This is a genomic window from Helicobacter suis (assembly GCF_902196125.1).
Lineage (GTDB): Bacteria > Campylobacterota > Campylobacteria > Campylobacterales > Helicobacteraceae > Helicobacter > Helicobacter suis_B.
Genome location: NZ_CABIKG010000014.1, coordinates 23241 through 47230, shown reverse-complemented (window position 1 = coordinate 47230; position 23990 = coordinate 23241). Strand labels below are relative to the sequence as shown.

20 protein-coding genes and 2 pseudogenes are annotated in these 23990 nt (G+C 40.6%); 16 read left to right on the top strand and 6 right to left on the bottom strand.

Annotated elements, in window-relative coordinates:
* Positions 1–1785, bottom strand: a pseudogene (locus tag G6Q00_RS06460) (hypothetical protein); the annotation flags it as partial.
* 272 nt (positions 1786–2057) lie between these two features.
* Between G6Q00_RS06460 and G6Q00_RS06455 the strand changes: the two are divergent.
* From G6Q00_RS06455 to G6Q00_RS06445, 3 genes are all read left to right on the top strand, one after another.
* A complete protein-coding gene (locus G6Q00_RS06455; protein ID WP_163532485.1) occupies positions 2058–4115 on the top strand; it encodes a carbon starvation CstA family protein in 2058 nt (685 codons plus the stop codon).
* A 41-nt stretch (positions 4116–4156) separates the two neighbouring features.
* Positions 4157–5599 (top strand): type I glutamate--ammonia ligase, encoded by a 1443-nt coding sequence (gene glnA / locus G6Q00_RS06450; RefSeq protein ID WP_163532484.1) that lies wholly within the window; start codon positions 4157–4159, stop codon positions 5597–5599.
* Between the two features lie 109 nt (positions 5600–5708).
* Complete coding sequence (locus tag G6Q00_RS06445; RefSeq protein ID WP_163498814.1) at positions 5709–6431, top strand: HpaA family protein; 723 nt, start codon at positions 5709–5711, stop codon at positions 6429–6431.
* On the opposite strand, the gene G6Q00_RS06440 is transcribed toward G6Q00_RS06445, so the two are convergent.
* The 5 genes from G6Q00_RS06440 to G6Q00_RS06420 are packed head-to-tail and all read right to left on the bottom strand — an operon-like array spanning position 6428 to position 9778.
* Positions 6428–6817, bottom strand: a complete 390-nt coding sequence (locus tag G6Q00_RS06440) for a hypothetical protein (RefSeq protein WP_240331030.1) — start codon at positions 6815–6817, stop codon at positions 6428–6430. The two genes, G6Q00_RS06445 and G6Q00_RS06440, sit on opposite strands and share 4 nt — an antisense overlap.
* On the bottom strand, positions 6814–7587 hold the full coding sequence (gene motB / locus G6Q00_RS06435; protein WP_205426553.1) for a flagellar motor protein MotB: 774 nt from the start codon (positions 7585–7587) through the stop codon (positions 6814–6816). Before motB ends, G6Q00_RS06440 begins: the two co-directional genes overlap by 4 nt.
* Entirely contained in the window at positions 7587–8357 is a 771-nt protein-coding gene (motA, locus tag G6Q00_RS06430) for a flagellar motor stator protein MotA (protein WP_163532483.1), read from the bottom strand. The genes motB and motA overlap by 1 nt, the downstream gene beginning before the upstream one ends.
* A gap of 21 nt (positions 8358–8378) precedes the next feature.
* On the bottom strand, positions 8379–9152 hold the full coding sequence (locus tag G6Q00_RS06425; RefSeq protein ID WP_205426552.1) for a HesA/MoeB/ThiF family protein: 774 nt from the start codon (positions 9150–9152) through the stop codon (positions 8379–8381).
* A 5-nt stretch (positions 9153–9157) separates the two neighbouring features.
* Positions 9158–9778, bottom strand: coding sequence for an MBL fold metallo-hydrolase (locus G6Q00_RS06420; protein ID WP_205426551.1), 621 nt, complete (start codon positions 9776–9778; stop codon positions 9158–9160).
* Between the two features lie 349 nt (positions 9779–10127).
* Between G6Q00_RS06420 and G6Q00_RS06415 the strand changes: the two are divergent.
* The 13 genes and pseudogenes from G6Q00_RS06415 to G6Q00_RS06350 all read left to right on the top strand — a co-directional run bounded on the left by G6Q00_RS06415 (position 10128) and on the right by G6Q00_RS06350 (position 23985).
* Positions 10128–12091, top strand: a pseudogene (locus G6Q00_RS06415) (methyl-accepting chemotaxis protein).
* A 211-nt stretch (positions 12092–12302) separates the two neighbouring features.
* A complete protein-coding gene (locus G6Q00_RS06405) occupies positions 12303–13265 on the top strand; it encodes a tetratricopeptide repeat protein (RefSeq protein ID WP_163532480.1) in 963 nt (320 codons plus the stop codon).
* 43 nt (positions 13266–13308) lie between these two features.
* A complete protein-coding gene (locus tag G6Q00_RS08780; protein WP_205426554.1) occupies positions 13309–13539 on the top strand; it encodes a hypothetical protein in 231 nt (76 codons plus the stop codon).
* 141 nt (positions 13540–13680) lie between these two features.
* Positions 13681–14091, top strand: a complete 411-nt coding sequence (gene rpsL, locus G6Q00_RS06395; protein ID WP_163498819.1) for a 30S ribosomal protein S12 — start codon at positions 13681–13683, stop codon at positions 14089–14091.
* A complete protein-coding gene (rpsG, locus tag G6Q00_RS06390) occupies positions 14088–14555 on the top strand; it encodes a 30S ribosomal protein S7 (RefSeq protein ID WP_034376793.1) in 468 nt (155 codons plus the stop codon). Before rpsL ends, rpsG begins: the two co-directional genes overlap by 4 nt.
* Before the next feature lie 8 nt (positions 14556–14563).
* Positions 14564–16642, top strand: coding sequence for an elongation factor G (gene fusA, locus G6Q00_RS06385; protein WP_163532478.1), 2079 nt, complete (start codon positions 14564–14566; stop codon positions 16640–16642).
* Between the two features lie 15 nt (positions 16643–16657).
* Positions 16658–17149: an isochorismatase family protein gene (locus G6Q00_RS06380; RefSeq protein ID WP_163532477.1), complete on the top strand. Its 492-nt coding sequence runs from the start codon at positions 16658–16660 to the stop codon at positions 17147–17149.
* A 178-nt stretch (positions 17150–17327) separates the two neighbouring features.
* Complete coding sequence (gene adhP, locus G6Q00_RS06375; protein ID WP_163532476.1) at positions 17328–18368, top strand: alcohol dehydrogenase AdhP; 1041 nt, start codon at positions 17328–17330, stop codon at positions 18366–18368.
* Between the two features lie 9 nt (positions 18369–18377).
* Positions 18378–19883, top strand: a complete 1506-nt coding sequence (locus G6Q00_RS06370; RefSeq protein WP_163532475.1) for an aldehyde dehydrogenase family protein — start codon at positions 18378–18380, stop codon at positions 19881–19883.
* Complete coding sequence (locus G6Q00_RS06365; protein WP_240331027.1) at positions 19883–20251, top strand: DUF779 domain-containing protein; 369 nt, start codon at positions 19883–19885, stop codon at positions 20249–20251. Before G6Q00_RS06370 ends, G6Q00_RS06365 begins: the two co-directional genes overlap by 1 nt.
* A gap of 93 nt (positions 20252–20344) precedes the next feature.
* A complete protein-coding gene (locus G6Q00_RS06360) occupies positions 20345–21181 on the top strand; it encodes an N-acyl homoserine lactonase family protein (RefSeq protein WP_163532474.1) in 837 nt (278 codons plus the stop codon).
* Between the two features lie 332 nt (positions 21182–21513).
* A complete protein-coding gene (locus G6Q00_RS06355) occupies positions 21514–22977 on the top strand; it encodes an outer membrane family protein (protein WP_163532473.1) in 1464 nt (487 codons plus the stop codon).
* Positions 22978–23229: 252 nt separating this feature from the next.
* Positions 23230–23985, top strand: a complete 756-nt coding sequence (locus tag G6Q00_RS06350) for a TSUP family transporter (protein WP_163532472.1) — start codon at positions 23230–23232, stop codon at positions 23983–23985.
* Positions 23986–23990: the final 5 nt, after the last annotated feature.

Here is a 23990-nt window from a genome sequence, read left to right as displayed (position 1 = left end):
TTGCACCCCGCTTTTAGCCTGCATATTAGGCTTAATATCTGAAGTCTTGATCACCACAAAATCTAAGGGGTAGATATGGGCATCATCTAGGCTAATACTGCTTGAATAGCCATTTAATTTTTGCATAGCAATAGCTTTCCCCATTTGTATGGGTCTTTCATTTTCTTTAAGGCCGGATAGGGGTTGATTTTTAAGGGCTGGAGTGTTAGACTCTTTGCCGGCTTGTGGTGGCGCGTCTAAGTTGACACTAGGTTTAGGGCTTAGGGAGTCTTCGCTACCTGTTGGTAGTCGCGAGCTCAAGCCACTATCCTTAAATATTGGGCTATTTTCTAACTTCCCATTTTCTTTATACATAGTTTTTAGCTTCAGCTCATTTTGCTTTTTGCTGATAGTCTCTACCACTATGAAATATCCGTTAATCTGTTTGCCCGCAACTAAAGCCATTTGATTATCTCTAGTGGTTTCTAATTTAATTGCGTCGGCATTATTCACAACTGCCGGATAATCCCTAATATCTTGTATTTCTATAGGTGGTTGTTTGTTTTTAAGATAGTGAATGGAATGTATGTCATGTTGTTTTTCTACATGGGCAAGTGCACTGCCATTAAAGGTAATTTTAATAGGGTGGTTTGTATCTAGCTTAAGTTGATTGGCTAATTCTAAATCTTTGAGTTCTCCTACCCACACCTTAGCATTATGCTTTTTGACTTGATCTAATAATCTCTCTGTAATTTCAGTAGGTTTAAGCATTCTTAAGGGTTTACTAGGGTCTAATAAATCCTTAATGTTTTGACTCTCTGTTTTTTTAAACTCAATGTATCTTGTGTTATTTTGGGCTCTAGTAGCTTTCTCTTGCTCTCTTAATGCCTTAAACTCTATATAACTCAAACCCTTAGCTTTAGCCTCTTTATAAATCTGCCAATCGCCTTTATAGGGGAGTGCTCTAGGGTGCTCAATCACTTCTACATCAATGTAATTATTAGTCTCTTGACTTTTAAGGGGTGGTTTAGTAGAAGTGGCTGTAGAGTTTGAGGGCAGAGTCTCGCCCTTTGTAAAAGAGTCAGAGTTGCTACCTTGTCTCTTACTCGCTAAACTTCTGGAATTATCATAAGCCGTTACTATCCACCGGTTGTTACCATGCTTAATACCTCCTTCATTCCAACCCTCATTTAAGCCTACTTTGTAGCCATTGTATAAAATGTTATACCCATTGTGGGTTTTAACCACCTCCCCCCCACTTACTATTTCCTCTAACCAATTGCTTAATTTCTCATAAGCACTATTCCCCTCAAATCCTTTAAAGTCATCAAGGTGTTTTTCTACAATCTTACTTAGCCCATAACCTTGTAATTTACCCTTTTGATCTCTAATTTCTCCCCACACTAAATCTATATCGCCTAAATCCTCTCTATAAAATGCCCCTGCAACTTGTCCCTCTTTAGTTTCTAGTAGTTTAGCAACTGCGCCTTTAGGGTTGTGGTAAAACTCTTTAAAGTTTGTACCAAAGGCTTTATTATGGGGGATAACTTGACTTTTAAGCGCCGGTTTAGTAGTCTCTGCTTTCCCTACTTCGCTATTCAACGCTTTAGCGGATAATTCGGACTTAGCGATTATTGGAAGTTCGGGTAGGGTGCTATACAATACCTCCCCTCCCCCTTTAATCTTGTTTTGGATATTATTAAGCGTTTTGGGCGCGTTACTAGCTATGATCCACTCCCCGCTATCATTGCGCGCTACACTAGTAAAATATTTTTTCCCTTCAAGGTCTTTAATCTTGCATAACACAAATAAACCATAAAATATTTAAGAGTACACTCTTTTATATTTGTATCTCTAGCTTTATCTAGTTTTAATTTGTAGTGGGTTTGCCCCTATTGCTTGGTTATGTTTGATTTAACCGGCTGTGTTAGAATGGCAAGATATTTGAATTGCTAAAAATTAAAAGAAGTCAAATTTGTGGTTTTTATCTTTTTCTCTTTCTTCTTAAACACAAAAGCCACTCTCCCTAAAGTATTTACTAACAAAGAGCATAATAGGACTTTATTTTAAGGCAAACAATGCAAGCGGTGATCTCTTTACTCTGGGGGCTTTTGGCGTTAATTGGGGCTGTGTGTTTGGGGGTTTTGGCTTTGCATAAGGGCGAGAGCATTAATGCGCTTTGGCTAGTGTGTGCGGCGGTGTGTATTTATACTTTGGGCTATCGCTTCTACAGCCATTTTATAGCAAGCAAAGTTTTAGTACTTAATGATCAACGCGCCACCCCCGCCCATGTGCTTCATGACGGGCAAAATTTTATCCCCACACATAAGGCTATCACTTTTGGGCATCACTTTGCAGCCATTGCTGGAGCTGGGCCTTTAGTTGGGCCTATTTTAGCCGCACAGATGGGTTATTTGCCCTCTGTACTTTGGATTTTAATTGGTAGCGTGCTAGGAGGCTGTGTCCATGATTTTGTAGTGCTCTTTGTCTCTATGCGGCGCAGTGGCCACTCTCTAGGCGAAATGATTAAAGAGGAAATGGGTCCTTTTGTGGGTTCTTTAGCGATGTTAGCCACCTTAGCCATCATGGTTATTATCATTGCCATTTTAGCGATGGTCGTTGTTAAAGCCCTAGCCCACTCACCATGGGGGTTTTTTACCATTTCTTGTACGATCCCTATTGCTATTCTTATGGGTCTTTATACCCGCTTTTTTAGACCCAAAGTACTAGAAAGCTCGCTCTTAGGTTTGATTCTTTTATTTTTAGCCATTTACTATGGCAAGGTTGTAGCTAACAATACAATATTAGCCTCTTATTTCACCCTTAAGGCAAGTACGCTTGCATGGGGCATTATGGGCTATGGTTTTATCGCCTCTATCTTACCCGTATGGTTTTTGCTCGCTCCAAGAGATTATCTAAGCACCTTTTTAAAAATCGGGGTGGTACTTGCTTTAGCTCTTGGTTTAATTTGTGTTGCCCCGCCCCTGCATATCCCTAAACTCACCTCTTTTATTGATGGCAGTGGTCCCGTCTTTGCTGGTGCACTCTTTCCCTTTCTTTTTATCACCATTGCTTGTGGGACAATTAGCGGGTTTCACGCCCTTATTGCCTCTGGCACCACCCCTAAAATCATTGATAAAGAAAGCCACGCCCGTTTAGTAGGCTATGGTTCTATGCTTATGGAGTCTGTAGTGGCTTTAATGGCTCTTTTAATGGCTGCTATTTTACACCCCGGGCTTTATTTTGCAATCAATGCCCCCGAAAAAAGCATAGGCAATAGCCTAAGCCAAGCGGCTAAGGTGATTAGCTCTTGGGGCTTTTCTATCACAGCTGAGGAAATTAAAACCCTCACGCAAAACATCGGCGAACAGAGTATTTTAAGCCGTACAGGAGGCGCGCCCACCTTTGCTATTGGATTAAGTTTATTACTCTACCAGCTTTTAGGCCACCCTTCTATTATGGCCTTTGGCTATCATTTTGCAATTCTCTTTGAAGCCCTTTTTATTCTAACCGCTGTAGATGCTGGTACTCGTAGCGCGCGCTTTATGATCCAAGACATGCTAGGCCATCTTTATAAACCTCTTGGCAATCATAAATCCTATAGCGCGGGGATTTTAGCCACTTTTCTAGCCGTTGCATTTTGGGGGTATTTTTTATATCAAGGCATTTTAGACCCTAAGGGCGGGATTTACACCCTTTGGCCTCTTTTTGGGGTGAGTAACCAGATGTTAGCAGGCATGGCCTTAATTTTATGCACCACCATTTTATTTAAAATGCAACGCTTTAAATACGCCCTAACTACAGCATTACCCGCCTTTTTTATCCTCTCTATCACCTTTTATAGCGGGGTGTTAAAGATTTGGCCAAAAGGAGAAAATGCCGTGCTTAATAAAGTCTCCCATGTGGCTACAATCCAAGCTTTAAAAGAAAAACTCACCCACACCACAGATTTAAAGCAAATAAGCCAGCTTAAGCAGGCCATTTTTAACCATAGCATTGATGCCATTCTTTGCCTTTTTTTCATGTGTGTGGCGTTTTGTGTACTCTGTGTGGGTTTGCGTATTTGTTATAACGCCTATTTTGGCAAAATAACGCCCCCGCTTGCAGAGTCTGTTTTTGTACCCTCTAAAAATTAGCTATGCCATGTTAAAATGGGGAAAAATACTTAAGGATTTCAATGGACAGACACAATAGCGATGCCGATGTGGTGCAGTTTTTGCAGTTTTGCAAAGAAAAGGAAGTGGAATTTGTAGATTTTAGGTTTACCGATGTGAAGGGTACTTGGAATCATCTGGGTTATTCTATGAGCGGGGTGGATAAGGATTTGCTGCAAAAGGGAATTCCCTTTGATGCAAGCTCTATTCCGGCATGGCAAAGCATCGATCGCTCAGATATGATCTTAAAACCCGATCTAATCCGTTACTTTTTAGACCCTTTTAGTGCGGATATTACGGTGATAGTATTTTGTGATGTGTGGGATGTGTATAAAGAACAAGATTATGAAAAATGCCCAAGAAGCATTGCTAAACGGGCTTTAAAACACCTGCAAGACTTAGGCGTTGCGGATATGGCTTATTTTGGTGCAGAAAATGAGTTTTTCATTTTTGACTCTATTAAGATTAAAAATAGCGCTAACTGCCAGTATTATGAGATTGATACAGAAGAGGGCGAGTGGAATCGCGATCGCAGTTTTGAGGGGGGGGTAAATTTTGGGCATAGAACAGGGCTTAAGGGCGGGTATTTGCCCACCCCTCCAACAGATACGCTTGTAGATATTCGCGCTGAAATTGTTAAGGTTTTAAACCAAGTGGGGCTTGAAACTTATGTGGTACACCACGAAGTGGCACAGGCACAGGGCGAGATCGGGGTGCGTTTTGGTAATCTAGTAGAGGCTGCTGACAATGTACAAAAACTTAAATATGTGGTTAAAATGGTGGCTCATCTGAATGGTAAAACCGCTACTTTTATGCCTAAACCTTTGCATGGGGATAATGGAAGCGGCATGCACACCCATGTGAGTTTATGGAAAGGGGGGCAAAATCTTTTTAGTGGAGATGTGTATAAAAATTTAAGCCAAATGGCTTTGTACTTTTTAGGCGGGGTGCTTAAGCATGCTAGAGGACTAGCCGCCTTTACTAATGCCTCTAGCAACTCTTATAAACGGCTTATCCCGGGTTTTGAAGCCCCCTCTATTTTGACTTATTCGGCACAAAACCGCAGTGCTAGCGTGCGTATTCCCTATGGGGCACAACAGGGCAAAGCCGCGCGCTTTGAGTTGCGCTTTCCGGATAATTCCTCTAACCCTTATTTGGCTTTTGCAGCTATTTTAATGGCTGGCTTAGAAGGGATTGCGCAAAAAAGCGATCCGGGAAAACCTATGGATATGAATTTATTTAAACTTACTTTAGATGAGATTCGAGAAAAGGGGATCAAACAATTACCCCATACCCTTAGAAGTGCGCTTGAGGAAATGTTGGCTAATAAAGATTATCTTAAAAAGGGCGAGGTTTTTAGCGAGGAATTCATTCAGGCCTATCAGAGTTTTAAATTTAGATCTGAGGTCTTTCCTTGGGAGAGCCGCCCCCACCCCTTTGAATTTAAAACCACTTATTCTTGCTAATGCGTAAAAGAGGTGGTTCTTTTAAAGATAGCTATAACAAACTTAAGCTTTTTATGCGGGCTGTTAAAATCATTGCCCGTTTCTTTAAAAAACGCTATTAAGGATGGCCATGAAAGAGATAGTCTTAGCTTTTTTTATACTTTTATTAGGTGTGGGCTGTGTGCATAAGCCAGATAAACACGCAGAAGGGCCTATTCCCTTTTCTTACTACGAGTCTAATGAAAAGCCTCAGCCTAAAAACCATTTACTAGTTTTACTAGCCCCTATGCACATTAATTTTAGTAAAAATGTACCCGCTAATATGCAACAAGGCTTTAAAGATTCCATGCTCGATCAAATCCAGATGATTTTAGAAAAAAGAGGTTTTTCTGTTGGGATAGCCCATACACCTCTTAGTACTACTGAGCAAGATCAAGGGTATATTCTTGTAGAGGTGAGTGGAGATGTTAAGGTTTTAGAGGACATTAGTTTAAGAGAGGATAGACTACGCAATGGGGGGCTTGAGGGTAAAAATAGCAATTTGTCTATGGGCTTTTTAGAGCTTAAAATTTTAGAACCTAAGAGTCAAAAGGCTTTAGATCAAGCTAGCTTAGAATTGCCCGGTTATCAGGTAAGAACACGGGTTACCGTGCGCCAAGAAAGAACTTCTTCAGGGGGTTATATGCCTGTTAGCGTGGTTACACCTATACATGGTAGCGGATTTGATAGCAATGTCTATCAGATTTTATCACAGATTTATGCACAAGGGGTTGAGAAAATTAGCCGCAAACTTAGAAGCGATGATCTCATGCGCTATAACTACTTAGTGCAAAAATTTAAAAAGAGCCATTAGGGTAAATCCTCTTGCAGGTGTAATACCTGCGTGCCAAAATCTGTATCAATTTCTACGCGTAATGTTCCCTCACAAAAAACTTCATAGCGCATTTTTTCATGCAAACTTAGAACATAACTAGGCAAAATAGGCAAGAGGGCGCAATGGCCGCGGTTTAAACTAATTTTATTGATATGTACTTGTTTGACAAGCGCTTCAATTTCTAAAATGTGTTTAGTGCGATAAATCCCATACTCTTTACTCCAAGAGGTGTAGGGTTGTTTTTGGCTAAAAAAGAGGGCTTGAATAGGGCTTTTGGCTAGCTGCATTTGTTCTTCTCTAAGCAACTGCTCACCGGTTGGCAGAGCCAAAAGAGGGACAAAGAGAAAACAAAGAAAACGGATCAACGACTCTCGCTACTAAAACTACGATCTAAAATTGAGCGGATTTTGACAACACTTTGTTGATCGGCATAGAAGAAAATATCCACACGATTATTGTGCATGCGTTCCTCTAGGCTATTATTAGGGACAATGGGATTATTTTTGCCATAGGAAGCAAAAGAGAGTTTTTGCGGATCAATGCCATCGCTAAGCAAGACTTTCATGACTTTATAAGCACGGCTAGCAGCAAGGGCGTAGTGATCTTTAAACCTTGAATTAGAGGGAAGGGGCGTATTATCTGTATAACCGCGTACACTGATGTCTACTTGATCGGGGAGTGTGTGGATAATCTTAGCGATGCGGTGGATATACTCGCGCATAGTTGCATTAATGGTATCATCATAGGAATTTTCAAAGAGAAGCGAGGAGGGGAGTTTAAGAACCACGCCATGGGCTGTTTGCTCTAAAATTGCGCCTTCATTTTCTTTAGTGGTGGTAACCCTAGAACGATTAGAAGTTTCATTAGCCTTACTTTCCTCTGTTTCTAAGCTAGTTTGTGTATCCCCCGGAGCGGGTGGAATAGTGATAACAGGTTGCATAAAATCAGGTCTAGGTGCATAATCAAAGATTTTAAGAAATTCTTTTTTTAATGCCTTGACTTTAGATTTATTCACCACAGAGATCGCATAAAGCGCGATAAAAAGCGCTAGCAATAAAGAAAGAAAATCCGCGTAAGGAACAGCCCAGCGCTCTCCAGCAGGGCATTCAACCGGTTTAGCTTTTTTAGCAGCCATTATTCAAACTGCGACTTTTTAGGCTCACCAGGAGCGATATAATTTAAAAGTTTCATCTCTAAATCCCGCGGGTTATCCCCATTGGCAATCCCTACAATGCCCTCTAAAATCACCACTTTTTCCTTAAGAATGTCCTTAGCCTTGCTTTTAAGTTTATTGCCAAAAGGACCAAAGAGTGCATAAGAACAAGTAATTCCGGTTACAGTTGCTGTAAAAGCCCCGGCAATACCTAATGCCATTGCTTGGGGGTTATCTAGTTTTTGCAAGGCAAGCATCAAACCTAACACCGCCCCCACTAACCCAAAGGTAGGCGCTGATTCGCCAGCAGTGATCCAATAATGCGCTGCGCCGTGATAATACTCTTCTAACTCTTCAATAGCCACATCTAGGCTTTCTTGTACAGATTTAATGTCCTTACCATCAACGATCATAGAAAACCCATTGCGGGTAAAATCATCTTCAATTTGGCTAACTTTAGATTCAAGCGAGAGTACCCCATCTTTTCTAGCCATTGTTGAAAATTCTACGATATTTCTAATCGTCTCTTGTAAATCAACCTTTGGGTTTAAAAATACAATCTTAATCTCTTTAAAAGCGGCCTTAACATAGCGAGCGTGGGTACTCACCATAGCCGCGCATAGCGTAGTGGGTACAATGATAATAATGGAGCTTAAATGCACCACATGGATAGGATTACCTCCCTCTAACAAATCCCCCACAGAAATAGCCGTAAGGGCTAAAATCACACCTAAGAGTGATGATAAATCCATAAAATTACTGCCCTTTCTTAATTATTGCGGATAATCGCTTAGTGTTTTAATGCCATTTTCCCCGCACACACGGCATTTTACATTTCTTTGCACGCTAATTTTTCTAAAATCCATGTTTTTAGTATCCACATGCAAAACTTGGTTAGTTAAAAGCGGAAAACCTAAGAAATATTTAATCGCTTCTGAGGCTTGGATACAGCCCACAATACCGGGTACCACCCCAAAGAGTCCGGCTTTAAACATGCCTTGCTCTTTTAATTCAGGAGGCTCTTCAAAAACACAGGCAAAACAGGCCGTTTTTTTAGGTAGAACCGTGATTGTTTGCCCGCGGTGTTTAAAAATCCCGGCATGGCTAAAGGGTTTGTTAGCTAGTACGCAAGCATCATTAATTAGAAATTTACCCGCAAAGTTATCTGTTGCATCAATGACAAAATCGTAATTTTGGATAATTTTAAGAGCGTTAGAGGCGTTAAGTCTGTCAAAGTAGGTTTCTACCTGAGTCTCTGGATTAAGAGCAAGCATTTTGCGCTCGGCTGATTGTACTTTTGAGCTATTGATCTCAGCTGTGGTGTGGATAATTTGGCGTTGTAAATTGCTTAATTCAATGATGTCAAAATCTAATACCCCAATGCGCCCAATCCCAGCCGCAGTTAAATACATTGTATTAGGCGAGCCAAGCCCTCCAGCTCCAATGACTAGCACACTAGCCTTTAATAATTTTTCCTGCCCCTCTTCGCCCACATCTTCAAGCATTAAATGCCGTTTATAGCGTTCTTTTTGTTCCTCAGTCATCACAGTCCTTAAGGGTTAATGTGTGCAATCCAAGCTTGCATGTGTGGTTGTTCGGCTTTTAAACTCGTGGGTTGTCCATGTCCGGGATAAAGGGGTTTATCCTCGCCTTGTAAATCCTGAAAGCGCAAAAGAGAAGCGCGCATTTCTTTAGGATCAGAAAAGGGAAAATCATAACGGCCAATGCTTCTATAAAAAATAAAATCCCCACTAAAAAACGCCCCGCCCACTTCTATCATAGAACAGCCCGGGGTATGCCCCGGAAAATGCCAGTAGGTAATAAGGATAGTTGCTACTTCAAAGGTGTAAGAACTTTTAGCGCATTCTATGCCTATTATATCCTCTTGGTTACACGGGGTAAGGCCTAAATTAAAACAATCTGAGGTGAGCATGAAAATATCAGCCTGAGGGGCATAAAGAGGCACAGAAGGCCAAGCTTTTTTAAGTGCATGAACATCCCAGATATGATCGTAATGCCCGTGTGTGATAAGAATTGCCAAAGGGTTTTTACTTGTTTCAAGCACCCAAGAAGTAGCCCCCAGCCCCGGATCAATAATTAAATCCCCTTGCTCAAGGTGCAAAATATAACAATTAGTCTGCGTATCCCCAAAGGCTTGGACTTGAATTTGCATTAAAAATCCTTTGCCCCATTTTAACAAATTTTTAGCCAAAGTTCAATAGCCATTTTTACCTAAATAAAGGGCTAAAAACGCCATAAAATGCCTGAAATATGTTTAACTTAATTTCTTTTTATAAACTAAAGTAGACCTGCAAAATGGGGGTGATAAAGTGAAACTCAAGTATTTAATGTTTATTTTTAAAACCTGTATTTTATAGCTGTAATGTACCGACATTTTATTGCTATGGTGTTTACTTAATCTTAACTAAAAAAGTAAAAATGCAAAGAACTTGTGTTTAAAAATTATCTAAGTTGATAGATATAATAACAATAGACTTTTATTAAATTTGGGGAGATTTTCTATGTTCTTTAAAAAATCTAATCCTAGAAATCGTCCTGATTCTGCACCGCTTAGCACGCAATTAGCCATTGCCTACAACGATCTTAAAAACGCTCCAAAAGAAGAAGGTTCTTTACTCATCGCTTTTATTCCAGCAACTCTTCTTTTTAAAGAGGTGGTTAACATAATTGAGAGTCAATTTAGCCATATCCCCACCCGTCTTGTTATGCAAACAGCCGGGCAAATTGGAGGTTCTAAGGGAGATTTTTACCACCTTAATTCTGAACCCATTCTCATCACTATTTTTAATGAAAGGTTGTTTAAACAAGTAGAGGCGTTCATGGTAGATACCCTTTGTGAGGATATTCAAAAAGCACAAGTGCGCATGGATTTAGAAACGCGCAAGAATAAGATTAAAGCCACTATTGAGCAAAAAGTCCGCCCGCTTATGGCTGTTAGTTTGCTAGATACTTTTATTTTAACCTACTTCCCCGGGCTCACTGCCTCTGAGAATTTCTTTTTAGAAGCGCTTGTAAAATCTAATATACCTTTGAGTAATTTAGTGGGTGGGAGTGCGGGAGGAAAGTTAGATTTTAAAGAATCTTATCTAGCATTAAATGGGCGTGTTAGCGCACAAGAGGCGGTTTTAATCTACTGCAAGCTAAATCAAGGCTATCATTATGAGGTCTTCACCACCCATAATTTTGAAAAAACGCCCACCTCTTTTTTAATTGGGGAATATGTACCAGAACTTAGGCAGGTCAAGTCTTTTTTAATGGGTAATGAGTTAGTAAGCGCTGTAGATGCCCTTTGTGCGCATTTTAAATGCAACCCAGAAAATTTAGCCAATGCTTTAGTGGGTTATACCTTTGCGGTAGAGATTTTAGGGCAAATTTTTATCCGATCCATTGGGACTTTTAATGCTGATAAAAGCATCACTTTCTTTTGTGATCTATACTTTGGTGAAAGTCTCATTTTAGTCAAGGCGACTAATTTTATACAAAGCACTTTAAAGGCGTATCAAGAATTTATTAGGGGCAGGGAGGCTGTAGCTATTTTAGCTAATGACTGTGCTTTGCGCCGGATAAATAACCAAAAGGATTTGCCCGGTTTTTCTGTCTTTGATAACTGCCCGATTAGCGGATTTTCCTCCTTTGGGGAAATATCTAATAACTTGCACCAAAACCAAACTCTAGTTGCTCTTTGCATTTTTAAAGGCGAGCCAAGCAAAGAGGGCAATAAAGAGTTTTTAATCCACTATAGAAACACGCTAGCTTATTATGAGCAAATTAAGCATAACTATTTAGAAAGGGTGATTAGCATAAAAATACCTTATTAGAACAATATGAGGGGTATAACCAAGTTGCAGGGATTAACCACTCCTATTTAAAAGAAATTGCAACAAAGGCTACGGCTAACCAGACTTATGTTAACGCGGTTAAAGAAGAGATGATTAAATTACAAAATTCCATGTCTAGCTTAGAAAATTTATCTAATACACTATCCTCAACTGTGGGGACAATTAATGGCAATATTACAGAGGTTTCTAATGCTTTGCAAAAAATTGATCGCGTGTCTTATCAAACTAATTTATTAGCCCTGAATGCGGCAATTGAGGCAGCTAGAGCGGGTGAACACGGCAGGGGCTTTGTGGTGGTGGCTGATGAGGTGGGTAATTTAGCCAATAGTGTACAACAACGATTAGAGGAAATCGGGGTTACTTTTTCTTCTATGAATGAGGCGGTTAAAAATATTGAGAGTGCGTCTAAGGCGGTGCTAGATTCAGCTAACCAGAATAATGTAAGTTTAAATGAGCTTAGCCAAGCGGTGCTATCCTTACAAACCCAATCAGAGCAGATGGAGCAAATCGCCCAAAAAAGTTTGCAAGATATTTCACAAATCCAAGAACAAGTTGAAGGGATTAGGCAGAGTATCTACAAAAATAAAGAACTCATTAGTAGACTTTTACCGACTAGGAAAAACTAAAACCCTTAAGGGTTTGTTATATTGAGTGGAATAAAAGACGCGGGATTTGTACCCACCACCCCTAAAAATCTAATTTAGCCTTGCTTAAGGTTGTGGGGTGTAACTAGTTAGTTTTTATAACCAATAACGGGGCTAAAGAAGTTAATTTAACAAGGATAAAAAATGGGCGCGTTACAATTTTTAGCTACCTTGCTTCTTGTGATAAACTTAATTGTACTCTCAAGATCAATCTCTCATTTTAAAAGAGGCAGAGATAGCCTACAAGTCTAAGGATTATCCAAAGGCCTTTAAACTTTATCAACAAGGGGCTAAAGCAGGATATGCACAGGCTTTTTATCATTTAGGGTTGATGTATAGTATTGGGCAATATGTAGATTTGGATCACGACAAAGCCATTGAAAACTTTAAAAAAGCAGGAAAAATGGGTGTGGTAGATGCTTATCTTAAATTAGCACACATGGCCTTAGATAATAAGGGAGTTTCTTGCAAAGAGGCTTTTATCTATTATCAAAAAGCTCTAGACTTAAATCAAAAAATAGCAGATGTCTATATGAGTTTAGGGCATTTTTACTTATTTGCAACATCAAGGGCAGATTGCCCCGCAGACTATAACGCATATCCTAATAAAGATAAACGGTACTACCAAAAAGGCATGTTTTATCTTGAAAAGGCTGGGGAAATGGCTAACTTTAAAAGCTACATGCTTTTAGGAGATGCATATCGTCGTGGCGATCCTGGATTTGTGTGGAGTTATAAAAAAGCTAAACAATATTATCTAAAGGCCGCAGAAGTGTTAAAAAAGACAGGAGAAAAAGGGGATTCTCAAGCCTATAACGAATTAGGTTTGATTTATAAAGACTATGGTGATGAAGATCCGCGAGGTACTCTAAATGATGGGCATAAATCGGTTGCTTATTTCCAAAAGGCAATTGTTTTAGGAAATAGTGAAGCCTACACATGGGAGAGTATTATGAATATGGGAGTCCAACGGTGTGTAGAGATGATGATAAGGCCAAATGGTATTATCAAAAGGCAGGGGAGCTTGGAAATGCGCAGGGGTATGCAAAATTGGCATCAATGTATCAAGGAGAAATGTATCAAGGAGGAGGTGTGGGGTTACTCAGAAAAGGCAGGAGTACTTAGAAAAAGCGGGGGCTTTAGGGGATGGGTATAGCTATGAAAGATTAGGGAATATCTATTGTTATGGCGATCCAAATATGGGGGCAGATGATCCTTATATCCCTAAGAACTACAAAAAAGCCGCGCAGTACTTCCAAAAATGTGTCAATATGGGCGTTACTCATTGCTATTATGATCTTGCCGGCATGTATAAAAAAGGCTTAGGTTTACCCAAAAATTTAAAAAAGACTAGTAGTTTAAGAGAACATGCACAAGGTGTTTTTTGCGATTCAGGAATAGACGATCTTTGTGATGCAGATCAAGAATAGATAATCTTGGTTTTTAGATATAATCAAAGATAATTCTTTAAATAAGCCCACAAACAAGGGCGCTAACTTTCCCTAAGATCACTTAAAGATTTTTAGGTTATAATAGTTCTTTTTTAGCCTAAATTTTTATAAAGGGAAAAAGTGCCAACTATTAACCAGTTGATCCGCAAAGAGCGAAAAAAGATCCTTAAAAAAACCAAGTCTCCGGCTTTGGTAGAATGCCCACAAAGGCGCGGGGTTTGTACCCGTGTTTACACCACCACACCTAAAAAACCTAATTCAGCCTTGCGTAAAGTTGCAAAGGTGCGTTTAACCAGTAAGTTTGAGGTGATTAGCTATATTCCGGGTGAGGGGCATAATTTACAAGAACACTCTATCGTGTTAGTACGCGGAGGAAGGGTTAAAGACTTACCCGGGGTGAAATACCACATTGTGCGCGGAGCACTGGATACGGCTGGGGTGAATAAACGATCGGTTTCTCGTAGTAAATACGGGGCTAAAAAGGCCAAAGCAGGGGCTGAGAAAGCAGGAACAAGTAAAGGAAAAAAATGAGACGCAAAAGAGCACCGGTTCGAGAGGTTTTAGGAGATCCTGTTTATAACAACAAGGTTGTTACAAAATTTATTAACAAAATGATGTACGCGGGTAAAAGAAGCATTGCTGAGAAAATCATTTATGCTGCTTTAAATAAAATTGAGGAAAAGAGCGGGGAAAAGGGCATTGAAGTTTTTGAAAAGGCTTTAGAAAATGTCAAACCTTTAGTAGAGGTGCGATCTAGGCGCGTGGGAGGGGCGACTTATCAAGTACCCGTAGAAGTGCGCCCTGTACGCCAACAATCCCTTTCTATCCGCTGGATTTTAGAAGCCACCCGCAAACGAAATGAGCGCGCGATGATAGACAAACTGGCTAATGAATTAATGGATGCAGCCAGCGATAAAGGCGCGGCTTTTAGGAAAAAAGAGGAAGTGCATAAAATGGCTGAGGCTAATAAAGCCTTTGCCCACTACCGCTGGTAAGGATAAGCATGCCACGCAGAACCCCCTTAGAAAAAATCAGAAATATCGGGATTGCCGCCCACATTGATGCGGGCAAAACCACCACCTCCGAGCGGATTTTATTTTATACCGGCGTGAGTCATAAAATTGGTGAAGTACATGACGGCGCGGCCACTATGGACTGGATGGAACAAGAAAAAGAGCGCGGGATTACAATCACCTCAGCGGCTACAACTTGTTTTTGGAAAGATCACCAAATCAATTTAATAGACACCCCCGGACATGTGGATTTTACTATTGAAGTAGAGCGATCTATGCGCGTTTTAGATGGCGCTGTGGGTGTGTTTTGCTCAGTAGGAGGCGTACAACCCCAAAGTGAAACCGTGTGGCGTCAGGCAAATAAATACGGTGTACCCCGCATCGTATTTGTAAATAAGATGGATCGCATCGGGGCTAATTTTTACAATGTAGAAAGCCAGATTAAAGAACGACTCAAGGCTAACCCCGTGCCTATTAATCTCCCTATTGGGGCAGAAGATACTTTTGAGGGTGTGATTGATTTAGTGGCGATGAAGGCTATTATCTGGAATGATGAAACTATGGGCGCTAAGTATGAAATCCAAGAAATCCCCTCTGATTTGCAGGCTAAGGCAGAAGAGTATCGCGAAAAACTCTTAGAGGCAGTAGCCGAACAAGATGAGGCTTTAATGGAAAAATATTTAGCCGGTGAAACACTTAGTCAAGAGGAGATCAAGCAGGGCATTAAAAAGGGGTGTTTGCATATGAGCCTTATTCCTATGCTTTGTGGTTCTTCTTTTAAAAATAAAGGCGTACAAACCCTGCTAGATGCTGTTATTGATTATTTGCCCGCACCCACCGAAGTAGCCGACATTAAAGGAGTGGATCCTAAAAGCGAGGAGGAAATACATGTGCAAAGTAGCGATACAGGCGAATTTGCCGGGCTAGCTTTTAAAATCATGACCGATCCTTTTGTAGGCCAATTAACCTTTGTACGGGTGTATAGGGGTAATTTAGAATCAGGCAGTTATATTTACAATTCTACAAAGGATAAAAAAGAACGCGTAGGGCGGCTTTTAAAAATGCACTCTAACAAGCGCGAGGATATTAAAGAAGTGCATGCGGGTGAAATCTGTGCCTTTGTAGGGCTTAAAGAGACTTTGACCGGCGATACGCTTTGTAGCGAAAAAGACCCGGTGATTTTAGAGCGCATGGAATTTCCAGAACCCGTAATTCACATCGCCGTAGAGCCTAAAACCAAAGCCGATCAAGAAAAAATGGGTGTGGCTTTGGGTAAATTAGCTGAGGAAGATCCAAGTTTTAGAGTGATGACACAGGAGGAGACCGGGCAAACTTTAATTGGGGGTATGGGGGAGTTGCATTTAGAGATCATCGTAGATCGCCTTAAACGCGAATTTAAAGTGGAGGCAGAAGTAGGAGCGCCTCAAGTGGCCTTTAGAGAGACCATTAGAAGCGCGGTACAAAAAGAACATAAATACGCTAAACAATCCGGCGGACGCGGGCAGTATGGGCATGTTTTTATCAAGTTAGAGCCTAAAGAACCCGGCACAGGCTATGAATTTGTCAATGAAATTAGCGGGGGGGTGATTCCTAAGGAATATATCCCTGCGGTGGATAAGGGCATACAAGAAGCGATGCAAAGCGGGGTTTTAGCGGGTTATCCGGTGGTAGATTTTAAAGTAACGCTTTATGATGGCAGTTATCACGAGGTGGATTCTTCTGAAATGGCGTTTAAAATCGCCGGATCTATGGCATTTAAAGAGGCTTGTAAAGCGGCTAACCCCGTGCTTTTAGAACCCATGATGAAGGTAGAGGTAGAAGTGCCTGAGGAGTATATGGGCGATGTGATTGGGGATTTAAACCGCCGCAGAGGCCAGATTAATGCAATGGACGATAGATTGGGGCTTAAAATTGTAGATGCGTTTGTACCCTTAGTAGAGATGTTTGGTTATTCTACAGACTTGCGCTCAGCTACGCAAGGACGGGGGACTTACTCTATGGAGTTTGATCATTACGGCGAAGTGCCTGCTAATATCGCTAAGGAAATTGTGGAAAAAAGAAGTAGATAGCTCTAGGAGGTTAGCATGGTTTTACTCATTGATATGCAGGAAAGATTATTCCCTGCTATGGCTGATTCTACTAGGCTATTAGAAAGTTGTCTGCGGTTTTTAAAAATCGCCCAAGAACTTGGCGTTATGATTCAAGCAACCGAGCAAAACCCAACTAAGTTAGGCAGCACTTTAGAACCACTCAAGCCTTTTATTAAAAACACCACCACTAAAGAAAGTTTTAGCGCCTATCCAGTTTTATCTATCCCTAAAGACCCTTTATTTATTCTAGGCATTGAAACCCATGTATGTGTCTACCAAACAGCAAAAGATTTTTTAAAACAAGGGGTTGAGGTTAGCCTGTTAGCAGATTGTACCAGCTCTAGGGATTTACAAAACAAAGCCTTAGCCTTAGAGGATTTGAGGCATTTAGGTGCGCGGGTGGTTTCTGTTGAGATCGTGGCTTTTGAGTGGCTACAAACCTACACCCACCCATGTTTTAAATCCATCTCTAAAATCATTAAATAATTTGAAAAATTGTGCTTAATTAGCCTCTATTTATACCAAAAATAAGAAAATCTAGCCAAAATCCCATTAGATAGTAACAAAAAAAGAGGGGAAAGACAAATTGGTTAATTTTTAGTGTGTAAAATTTCTCTGTACTCATATTTGTAATATTTTATCTTATGAGTAGAAAGGAGAACACATGGCTAAAAAAATGAAAGCCGCTGTAGTAAAAGAATTTGGAGGCCCTCTTTTTATAGAGGAAGTAGATGTACCTGTTGTAGGTGAGGGCGAGGTTTTAGTAAAAATAGAGGCCTGTGGGGTGTGCCATACTGATTTGCACGCTGTAGATGGAGATTGGCCTGTTAAACCTAAGCTCCCTTTAATCCCCGGACATGAAGGTGTTGGGTATGTGGTAGAAGTGGGCAAGGGGGTTAAACATGTTAAAGAAGGCGATGCTGTAGGCATTCCTTGGCTTTATAGCGCATGTGGGCATTGTGATCACTGCATGGCTGGCTGGGAAACGCTGTGTGAACACCAAGAAAACGGCGGATATTCGGTTAATGGTGGGTATGCGGAGTATGCTTTAGCTAATGCTAATTATGTTGGCGTTCTCAAGAAAGATACTAACTTTTTAAACATCGCACCCATTCTCTGCGCGGGGGTTACGGTTTATAAGGGCCTTAAGATGACAGAGGCCAAACCCGGACAATGGGTAACCATTTCTGGTATTGGCGGTTTAGGGCACTTGGCCGTACAATATGCTAAGGCGATGGGTTTGAATGTAGCCGCTGTAGATGTTGCAGAGGATAAATTAGAATTAGCCAAAAAATACGGCGCAAGTGTGGTGGCCAATGCCAAAGAATTAGGTGAGCAGGGCACGATTGATAAAATTATCCAAGAAACAAACGGGGGCACGCATGGCGTACTAGTTACTGCCGTGCACCCAGTGGCCTTTAAGCAGGCATTAGGGTTTGTGCGCCGCGGCGGGACTGTGGCGATGAATGGACTTCCTCCAGGGGAGTTTCCGGTCAATATTTTTAACATGATTTTAAACGGTGTTACTTTGCGAGGCTCTATTGTGGGTACGCGACTAGATTTGCAAGAAGCGATTAATTTTGCTGAGGAACAAAAAGTCAAAGCCCATGTCGCACCGGCTAAACTAGAGGATATTAACAATATCTTTGCACGCATGAAAAAAGGCGGCATTGATGGGCGTATGGTGCTTGATTTTAGAAATTAAGGAGAGTCTATGAGTGCTTATAAAGACAGCCAAAAAATTTTTAAATCCCGCTATGAAAATTACATTGGCGGGGAGTGGGTTAAACCTCTTAAGGGAGGTTATAAGGCCAATAAAAGCCCAATTGATGGGAGTGTTTTGTGTGAAGTGCCTCTATCTAGCCCAGAAGATGTAGATAAAGCCCTAGATGCTGCTAATAAGGCTAAAGATGTATGGGCAGCTACTTCTGTGGAGGCAAGATCTAATCTCTTGCTTAAAATTGCCGATCGCATTGAGGCTAATCTTGAAAAGATCGCCTATGCTGAAACTTGGGATAATGGTAAACCTATCCGCGAAACCCTGAATGCGGATATCCCTTTAGCCGCAGATCATTTCCGCTATTTTGCCGGCTGTATCCGTGCCCAAGAGGGGCATATTAGCGATATTAGTAAGGACATGGTGGCCTATCATTTCCACGAACCTTTAGGGGTGGTAGGACAGATTATTCCTTGGAATTTTCCTATTTTAATGGCTGCTTGGAAACTAGCTCCCGCTTTGGCTGCAGGGAATGCTGTTGTTCTTAAACCCGCCTCGCCCACACCAGCTAGTATTTTGGTGCTCTTTGAAATTATCGGGGATTTATTGCCTGCAGGCGTGGTTAATATTGTCAATGGCAATGGCGGACAAATTGGCAAACATCTAGCTACAAGCCCTAAGATTGCTAAAGTGGCCTTTACCGGATCCACAGCAGTAGGAAGGCAAATCATGCAATTTGCCACAGAAAATATTATCCCCTGCACCCTAGAGTTAGGGGGCAAGAGCCCTAATATTTTCTTTGCTGATATTTGCGAACATGAAGACGCGTTTTTGGATAAAGCCATTGAGGGTTTGGTGCTTTTTGCTTTTAACCAAGGTGAGGTGTGTACTTGCCCCTCAAGAGCGCTTGTACATGAAAAAATCTATGATGATTTTATGCAAAAAGTTTTGGAGCGAATCAAGGCTATTAAAGTGGGCAATCCTTTAGATTTAGACACCATGATGGGCGCGCAGGTAGATGAAAACCAAGTTAACACCATTTTAAACTACATTAAGATCGCCCATGAAGAGGGCGCGCAGTGTCTAATTGGCGGGCAAAGAAACCACATTACAGGGCTTGAAAAGGGGTGTTATATAGAGCCTACCATTTTTAAAGGGCATAATAAAATGCGCATTTTCCAAGAGGAGATCTTCGGGCCTGTTTTGGCACTGACTACTTTTAAAGATGATGATCAAGCCCTAGAGATTGCCAATGATACGCTATTTGGTCTAGGGGCTGGGGTGTGGACAAGAGATATTAACCGTGCTTATCACTTTGGTCGCTGTATTAAAGCCGGGCGGGTGTGGACTAATTGCTACCATGCCTATCCTGCCCATGCAGCCTTTGGAGGATACAAACAAAGCGGGATTGGGCGTGAGACACACAAAATTATTTTAGAGCACTACCAACAAGTTAAAAACCTTTTAGTAAGTTACAGTATCAACAAATTAGGATTCTTTTAATGGGTGTACCAAAGGTTATTTTAACACAGGAGGCTAAAGCCTTGATTCAAGAACTCAAGGCCTTGTATCCAGACTTTATTTTTTACCAGTCTTGTGGTTGTTGTGATGGGAGCGTTGTTTATGTCTACAATCGGGCCGATTTTAAGCTAGGCGATAATGATATTTGTTTAGGCTCTGTGGGAGGGGTGGAGTTTTACATGCACAAGAACCAATATGCATACCAAAAACACACCCAGCTTATTTTAAGTGTTAAACCCATTGATTCAAGTGAATATTCCTTAGAATATGGCATGGGCAAGAGTTTTGAGATCAAGAGCCGTTTATTCACTTCTGAGGAACTTAAGAGAATAGAACAAGAGGTAACTTAAAACTATTTTTTACTCGGGGAATAACCAACACGCTTAAGAGTACGCTAAGAATGGATAAGATAAACAAGGGAAATAAAAATATGGAGCAAAGTAATGAAAATCCATGTACTACATACCGGTCAAGTCCGTGTATCCCCTTATTTACCCTTTGGTGGGGATAATTGTAGCTTGCTTAAAGCCTCCGGGTTAACAACTCCAAAAAAAGATTGGATATGGCTACCTGTTAGCTGCTATTTAATAGAACACCCTAAAGGAAAGGTGTTAGTAGATACCGGTTGGCATAGAGATATGTCCCCAGAGGGCAAATACGATAAAAAAGCCCAGATTAAAAGTTTGGGATCGTGGATTCTTTATTATGCAAATCAAGGGTATGTTCCGGAAGGAAAGGCTATTAATGAACAATTAGAATCCATGGGGATTAACCTTGCTGATTTAGATTATGTACTTTTAACCCATCTTGATTGTGATCATGCCAATGGATTACGCGCTGTTGCACAAGCCAAAAATATATTATGTGCGCCTGAGGAAATTGTGTGTGCTAAGAAAAACGGTTTTGTAAGGTATCAAAAGAAGTGGTGGGAAGGTGTCAATCTTAAAACTTTTTCATGGAATGGGACAGAAGGACCCGTTCAAAAATCATTTGATCTATTTAACGATGGCTCTGTTACTATGATTAATATCCCGGGGCACTGTGATGGTTTATGTGCTGTGAAAATCAAAAACGATCAAGGTAATTTTGTGCTTCTTTTTGCCGATGGAGGGTATGCTACTAAGTCTTGGAAAGAAATGATTACAAGTGGCATTGCTCTAAATAAAGCCCAACAACGCAAATCCCTAGAATGGATTAGAGAAGAGTCTATGTCGCCTCAATGTATTGAGTCTCTTGCTACACATGATTTAGAGATCACTCCCCATGTAATTGAATTATAAGTGGGATAACGGTTTCTTATTTTAAAAAAACATAGTATTAAAAAACTTGTTTAAATTTTAAAAATATTATTATTTTATATCTTACAAAGCACACCACTAAAAGAGTATTTGTATTTTTTATATTAGTTGAGGTTTTAATTATATTTTAGTTTCCCTTAAGTTTTGTTAGTTAGTATTACGGCATGTTGTATTTTGATGATAAACATACGCGATACGCTACACACAAAAACTTTAATCCAAAAACCCACTTAACTTATTTTATCCTTTATACAACCGGATTTTTAGAAAACACCACTAACTCCGGTGCAGGACCTTAAGCCTAAAGGAATTTGATGCAAAATTCTCCTTTCTCAAGTGTAGCGACTAGATTTGTTCTTCTAGCTTTCATCTTTCTAGGAAGTTTCTACTTTTTTGCCCCCTCTCTTAAAGCGTTTGATTATAAGATCGGGGCTAAGGCCGTACAAACTTCTCAAGTTGGCTTTAATCAAGCGCCTATGAATCGCAACAAAGGGATTTATCCCATGCAACAATATGGCACAGTTTCAGGCTTTTTAAATGTAGATTTTAATCTATTGCCTAAAAAATTAAACAGCCACAGCTTAAAAGTTGGGATTGGGGGCATGGCAGGTGGGGTCTTTTTTGATAGTACCCGTAAGTTGCATGGAGGGAGTAAGATTTATGATTACTACGGGTTTTATGACGGGTATTTAGGCGGGGCTTCTAACATTCTTTCAGATGATGATATTGTAACGGCAAATGGCAAGGAGCGCAGCCTAGCCAAAACCTATATCTTTAGCGATGCTTTCATTGAGTATAAATATAAAGATTTCTTTGGGATTAAAGGAGGGCGCTACACCTCTACTATGCCCTATAGGAGCGGAAAAACTCAGGGTTTTGAAGTTTTTGGAGAATACAAACACACCCGCCTTATCTGGTTTAGCTCCTTTGGACGGGCTATTGCAGGTGGTGGGTTTTTGATTAACTGGTATGCACCCCGCACTTCTTATAGTGGCAACTGGAGCAAAAACGCACAAGGTGGCTGGACTCACCATGGTTATCAACTTTCTTATGGTACGCATGCACTCCGCTTAATCTATAACAAACATAAGCTTTTAACCGAGTTTTTCTACTATTTTTCGCCCAAAATGTTTAACGCACCGGGCTTTAGTGTAATATGGGATAGCGATCCAAACTTTTCAGGTAAAGGTTTTCGTTCCCAAAGTAAACTCATTGCCTTTTTTCCACTCTATGAGCCTTGGATGGTGGTTAATAGCAGCGGCGCACCCATTTATAAATACGATAGACCCGTTAGCGCGCATGGCCAAAGCTTAATTCTTAGCCAGCGCTTTGAGTACAATAACTTTTATCTAGTTGGTACTTTTTATAAAAACTTTGGGAATGCTAATGCTTATGTGGGCAACATGGGTAACCCGGCTGGGGTGTTAATGGGAGGCAATAGCATGTATGCTGGTGGCTGGGGTAGTGCTATTAAAGGCGACTCAGTAACGGGTTATCTTGCCTATGGTGGCACGCATTTTAAGAAAAAATTTACATGGAAAATGCAATGGCAGTGGACAAGCGCACCAGTTTCTTATGAAGGGCGCTACATGCTCACTTTAGAATATGTTTTTAACCAGTACATTCGCGCGGCTATTGATCTAACCTATTATGGTGTCCACACTAACAAGGGCTATCAGGCCGGGCTTAGCAAGTTTTGTAACCCTACTGTAACCTATTGTGGCGGGGGTTATCAAGATAGAAGTGCCTTTTATAATAACCTGATTGTTTCCTTTTAAACTTTTAACCTGTTTGCCCCTCTAAGAGGGCTTACTTCTTAAGGTATAAAGCGCAATGTAAATACCTTGAGATCAAAAAATATCATAAAAAATAATCTATAAGTTAGTGTAGGATTTAAACCTCCCCCCGTATAAAAAAGCTTTTAATAGAAATTATCAATTAACTTAAATCTTTGGTATATTTCCTAACACTAGTCATTTTAAAGTGTATGATTGTCTATTAAGACTGAGCCTAAATGTCTGGAGTGTGTAATGGAGTGGTATATTTTCCCCCTTTTCTTTGTGATAGGTCTTTGTGCAGGCTTCATTGATGTTATCGCTGGAGGCGGAGGGCTTATTGCGGTGCCCTCTCTTCTGGCTCTAGGAATTCCCCCGCATGCGGTTCTAGCCACCGATAAAATACAAAGTAGTTTTGGCATTTTTGCGGCCACTTTTAATTTCTTTTTGAAGGGGTTAGTCTCTTTTAAAGAGCTGGCTTTAGGGATGCTTTGCATAGGTATAGGGGCAGGCTGTGGGACTATTCTTATTTTACATCTTAAGGCAGATGTTTTACGCGTACTCATCCTTATTCTCCTTGTCTTTATTTTTTTCTACAGCTTACTAGTTCCTAAGATAGGCGAGGAGGATAGGCATGCTAGAATTAAACCCCCTCTTTTTTATAGTGTCTTTGGTTTTGGGCTAGGGTTTTATGATGGCTTTTTTGGTCCAGGCACGGGCTCTTTTCTTATTTTTTCTATAGTTACGCTTTTAGGGCTTAACATGAAAAAGGCAATTGTGCACACCAAGGTACTTAATTCTGCAGCTAATTTGATGAGTTTGTCTGTTTTTTTAATCGCTGGGCATGTAATCTGGTCTATTGGGCTTTTAATGGGTCTAGGGCAAATGTTAGGGGCATGGGTGGGCTCTAATTTAGTGGTGCGCAAATTAGAGATAGAATTTATCCGTAAAATATTTTTATATACTGTAGGGGCGACGATTTTAAAACTAATCTGGGATTTGTTACACTAATTCAC

Bases quoted from the DNA above. Each gene is read 5' to 3' on its own strand.
- glnA (WP_163532484.1), top strand. From the start codon at position 4,157: ATGGACAGACACAATAGCGATGCCGATGTGGTGCAGTTTTTGCAGTTT.
- G6Q00_RS06370 (WP_163532475.1), top strand. From the start codon at position 18,378: ATGAGTGCTTATAAAGACAGCCAAAAAATTTTTAAATCCCGCTATGAA.
- G6Q00_RS06445 (WP_163498814.1), top strand. From the start codon at position 5,709: ATGAAAGAGATAGTCTTAGCTTTTTTTATACTTTTATTAGGTGTGGGC.
- G6Q00_RS06360 (WP_163532474.1), top strand. From the start codon at position 20,345: ATGAAAATCCATGTACTACATACCGGTCAAGTCCGTGTATCCCCTTAT.
- rpsG (WP_034376793.1), top strand. From the start codon at position 14,088: ATGAGACGCAAAAGAGCACCGGTTCGAGAGGTTTTAGGAGATCCTGTT.
- G6Q00_RS06355 (WP_163532473.1), top strand. From the start codon at position 21,514: ATGCAAAATTCTCCTTTCTCAAGTGTAGCGACTAGATTTGTTCTTCTA.
- motB (WP_205426553.1), bottom strand. From the start codon at position 7,587: ATGGCTGCTAAAAAAGCTAAACCGGTTGAATGCCCTGCTGGAGAGCGC.
- G6Q00_RS06365 (WP_240331027.1), top strand. From the start codon at position 19,883: ATGGGTGTACCAAAGGTTATTTTAACACAGGAGGCTAAAGCCTTGATT.
- motA (WP_163532483.1), bottom strand. From the start codon at position 8,357: ATGGATTTATCATCACTCTTAGGTGTGATTTTAGCCCTTACGGCTATT.
- G6Q00_RS06350 (WP_163532472.1), top strand. From the start codon at position 23,230: ATGGAGTGGTATATTTTCCCCCTTTTCTTTGTGATAGGTCTTTGTGCA.
- fusA (WP_163532478.1), top strand. From the start codon at position 14,564: ATGCCACGCAGAACCCCCTTAGAAAAAATCAGAAATATCGGGATTGCC.
- G6Q00_RS06380 (WP_163532477.1), top strand. From the start codon at position 16,658: ATGGTTTTACTCATTGATATGCAGGAAAGATTATTCCCTGCTATGGCT.
- G6Q00_RS06420 (WP_205426551.1), bottom strand. From the start codon at position 9,778: ATGCAAATTCAAGTCCAAGCCTTTGGGGATACGCAGACTAATTGTTAT.
- G6Q00_RS08780 (WP_205426554.1), top strand. From the start codon at position 13,309: ATGGGGGCAGATGATCCTTATATCCCTAAGAACTACAAAAAAGCCGCG.
- adhP (WP_163532476.1), top strand. From the start codon at position 17,328: ATGGCTAAAAAAATGAAAGCCGCTGTAGTAAAAGAATTTGGAGGCCCT.
- G6Q00_RS06455 (WP_163532485.1), top strand. From the start codon at position 2,058: ATGCAAGCGGTGATCTCTTTACTCTGGGGGCTTTTGGCGTTAATTGGG.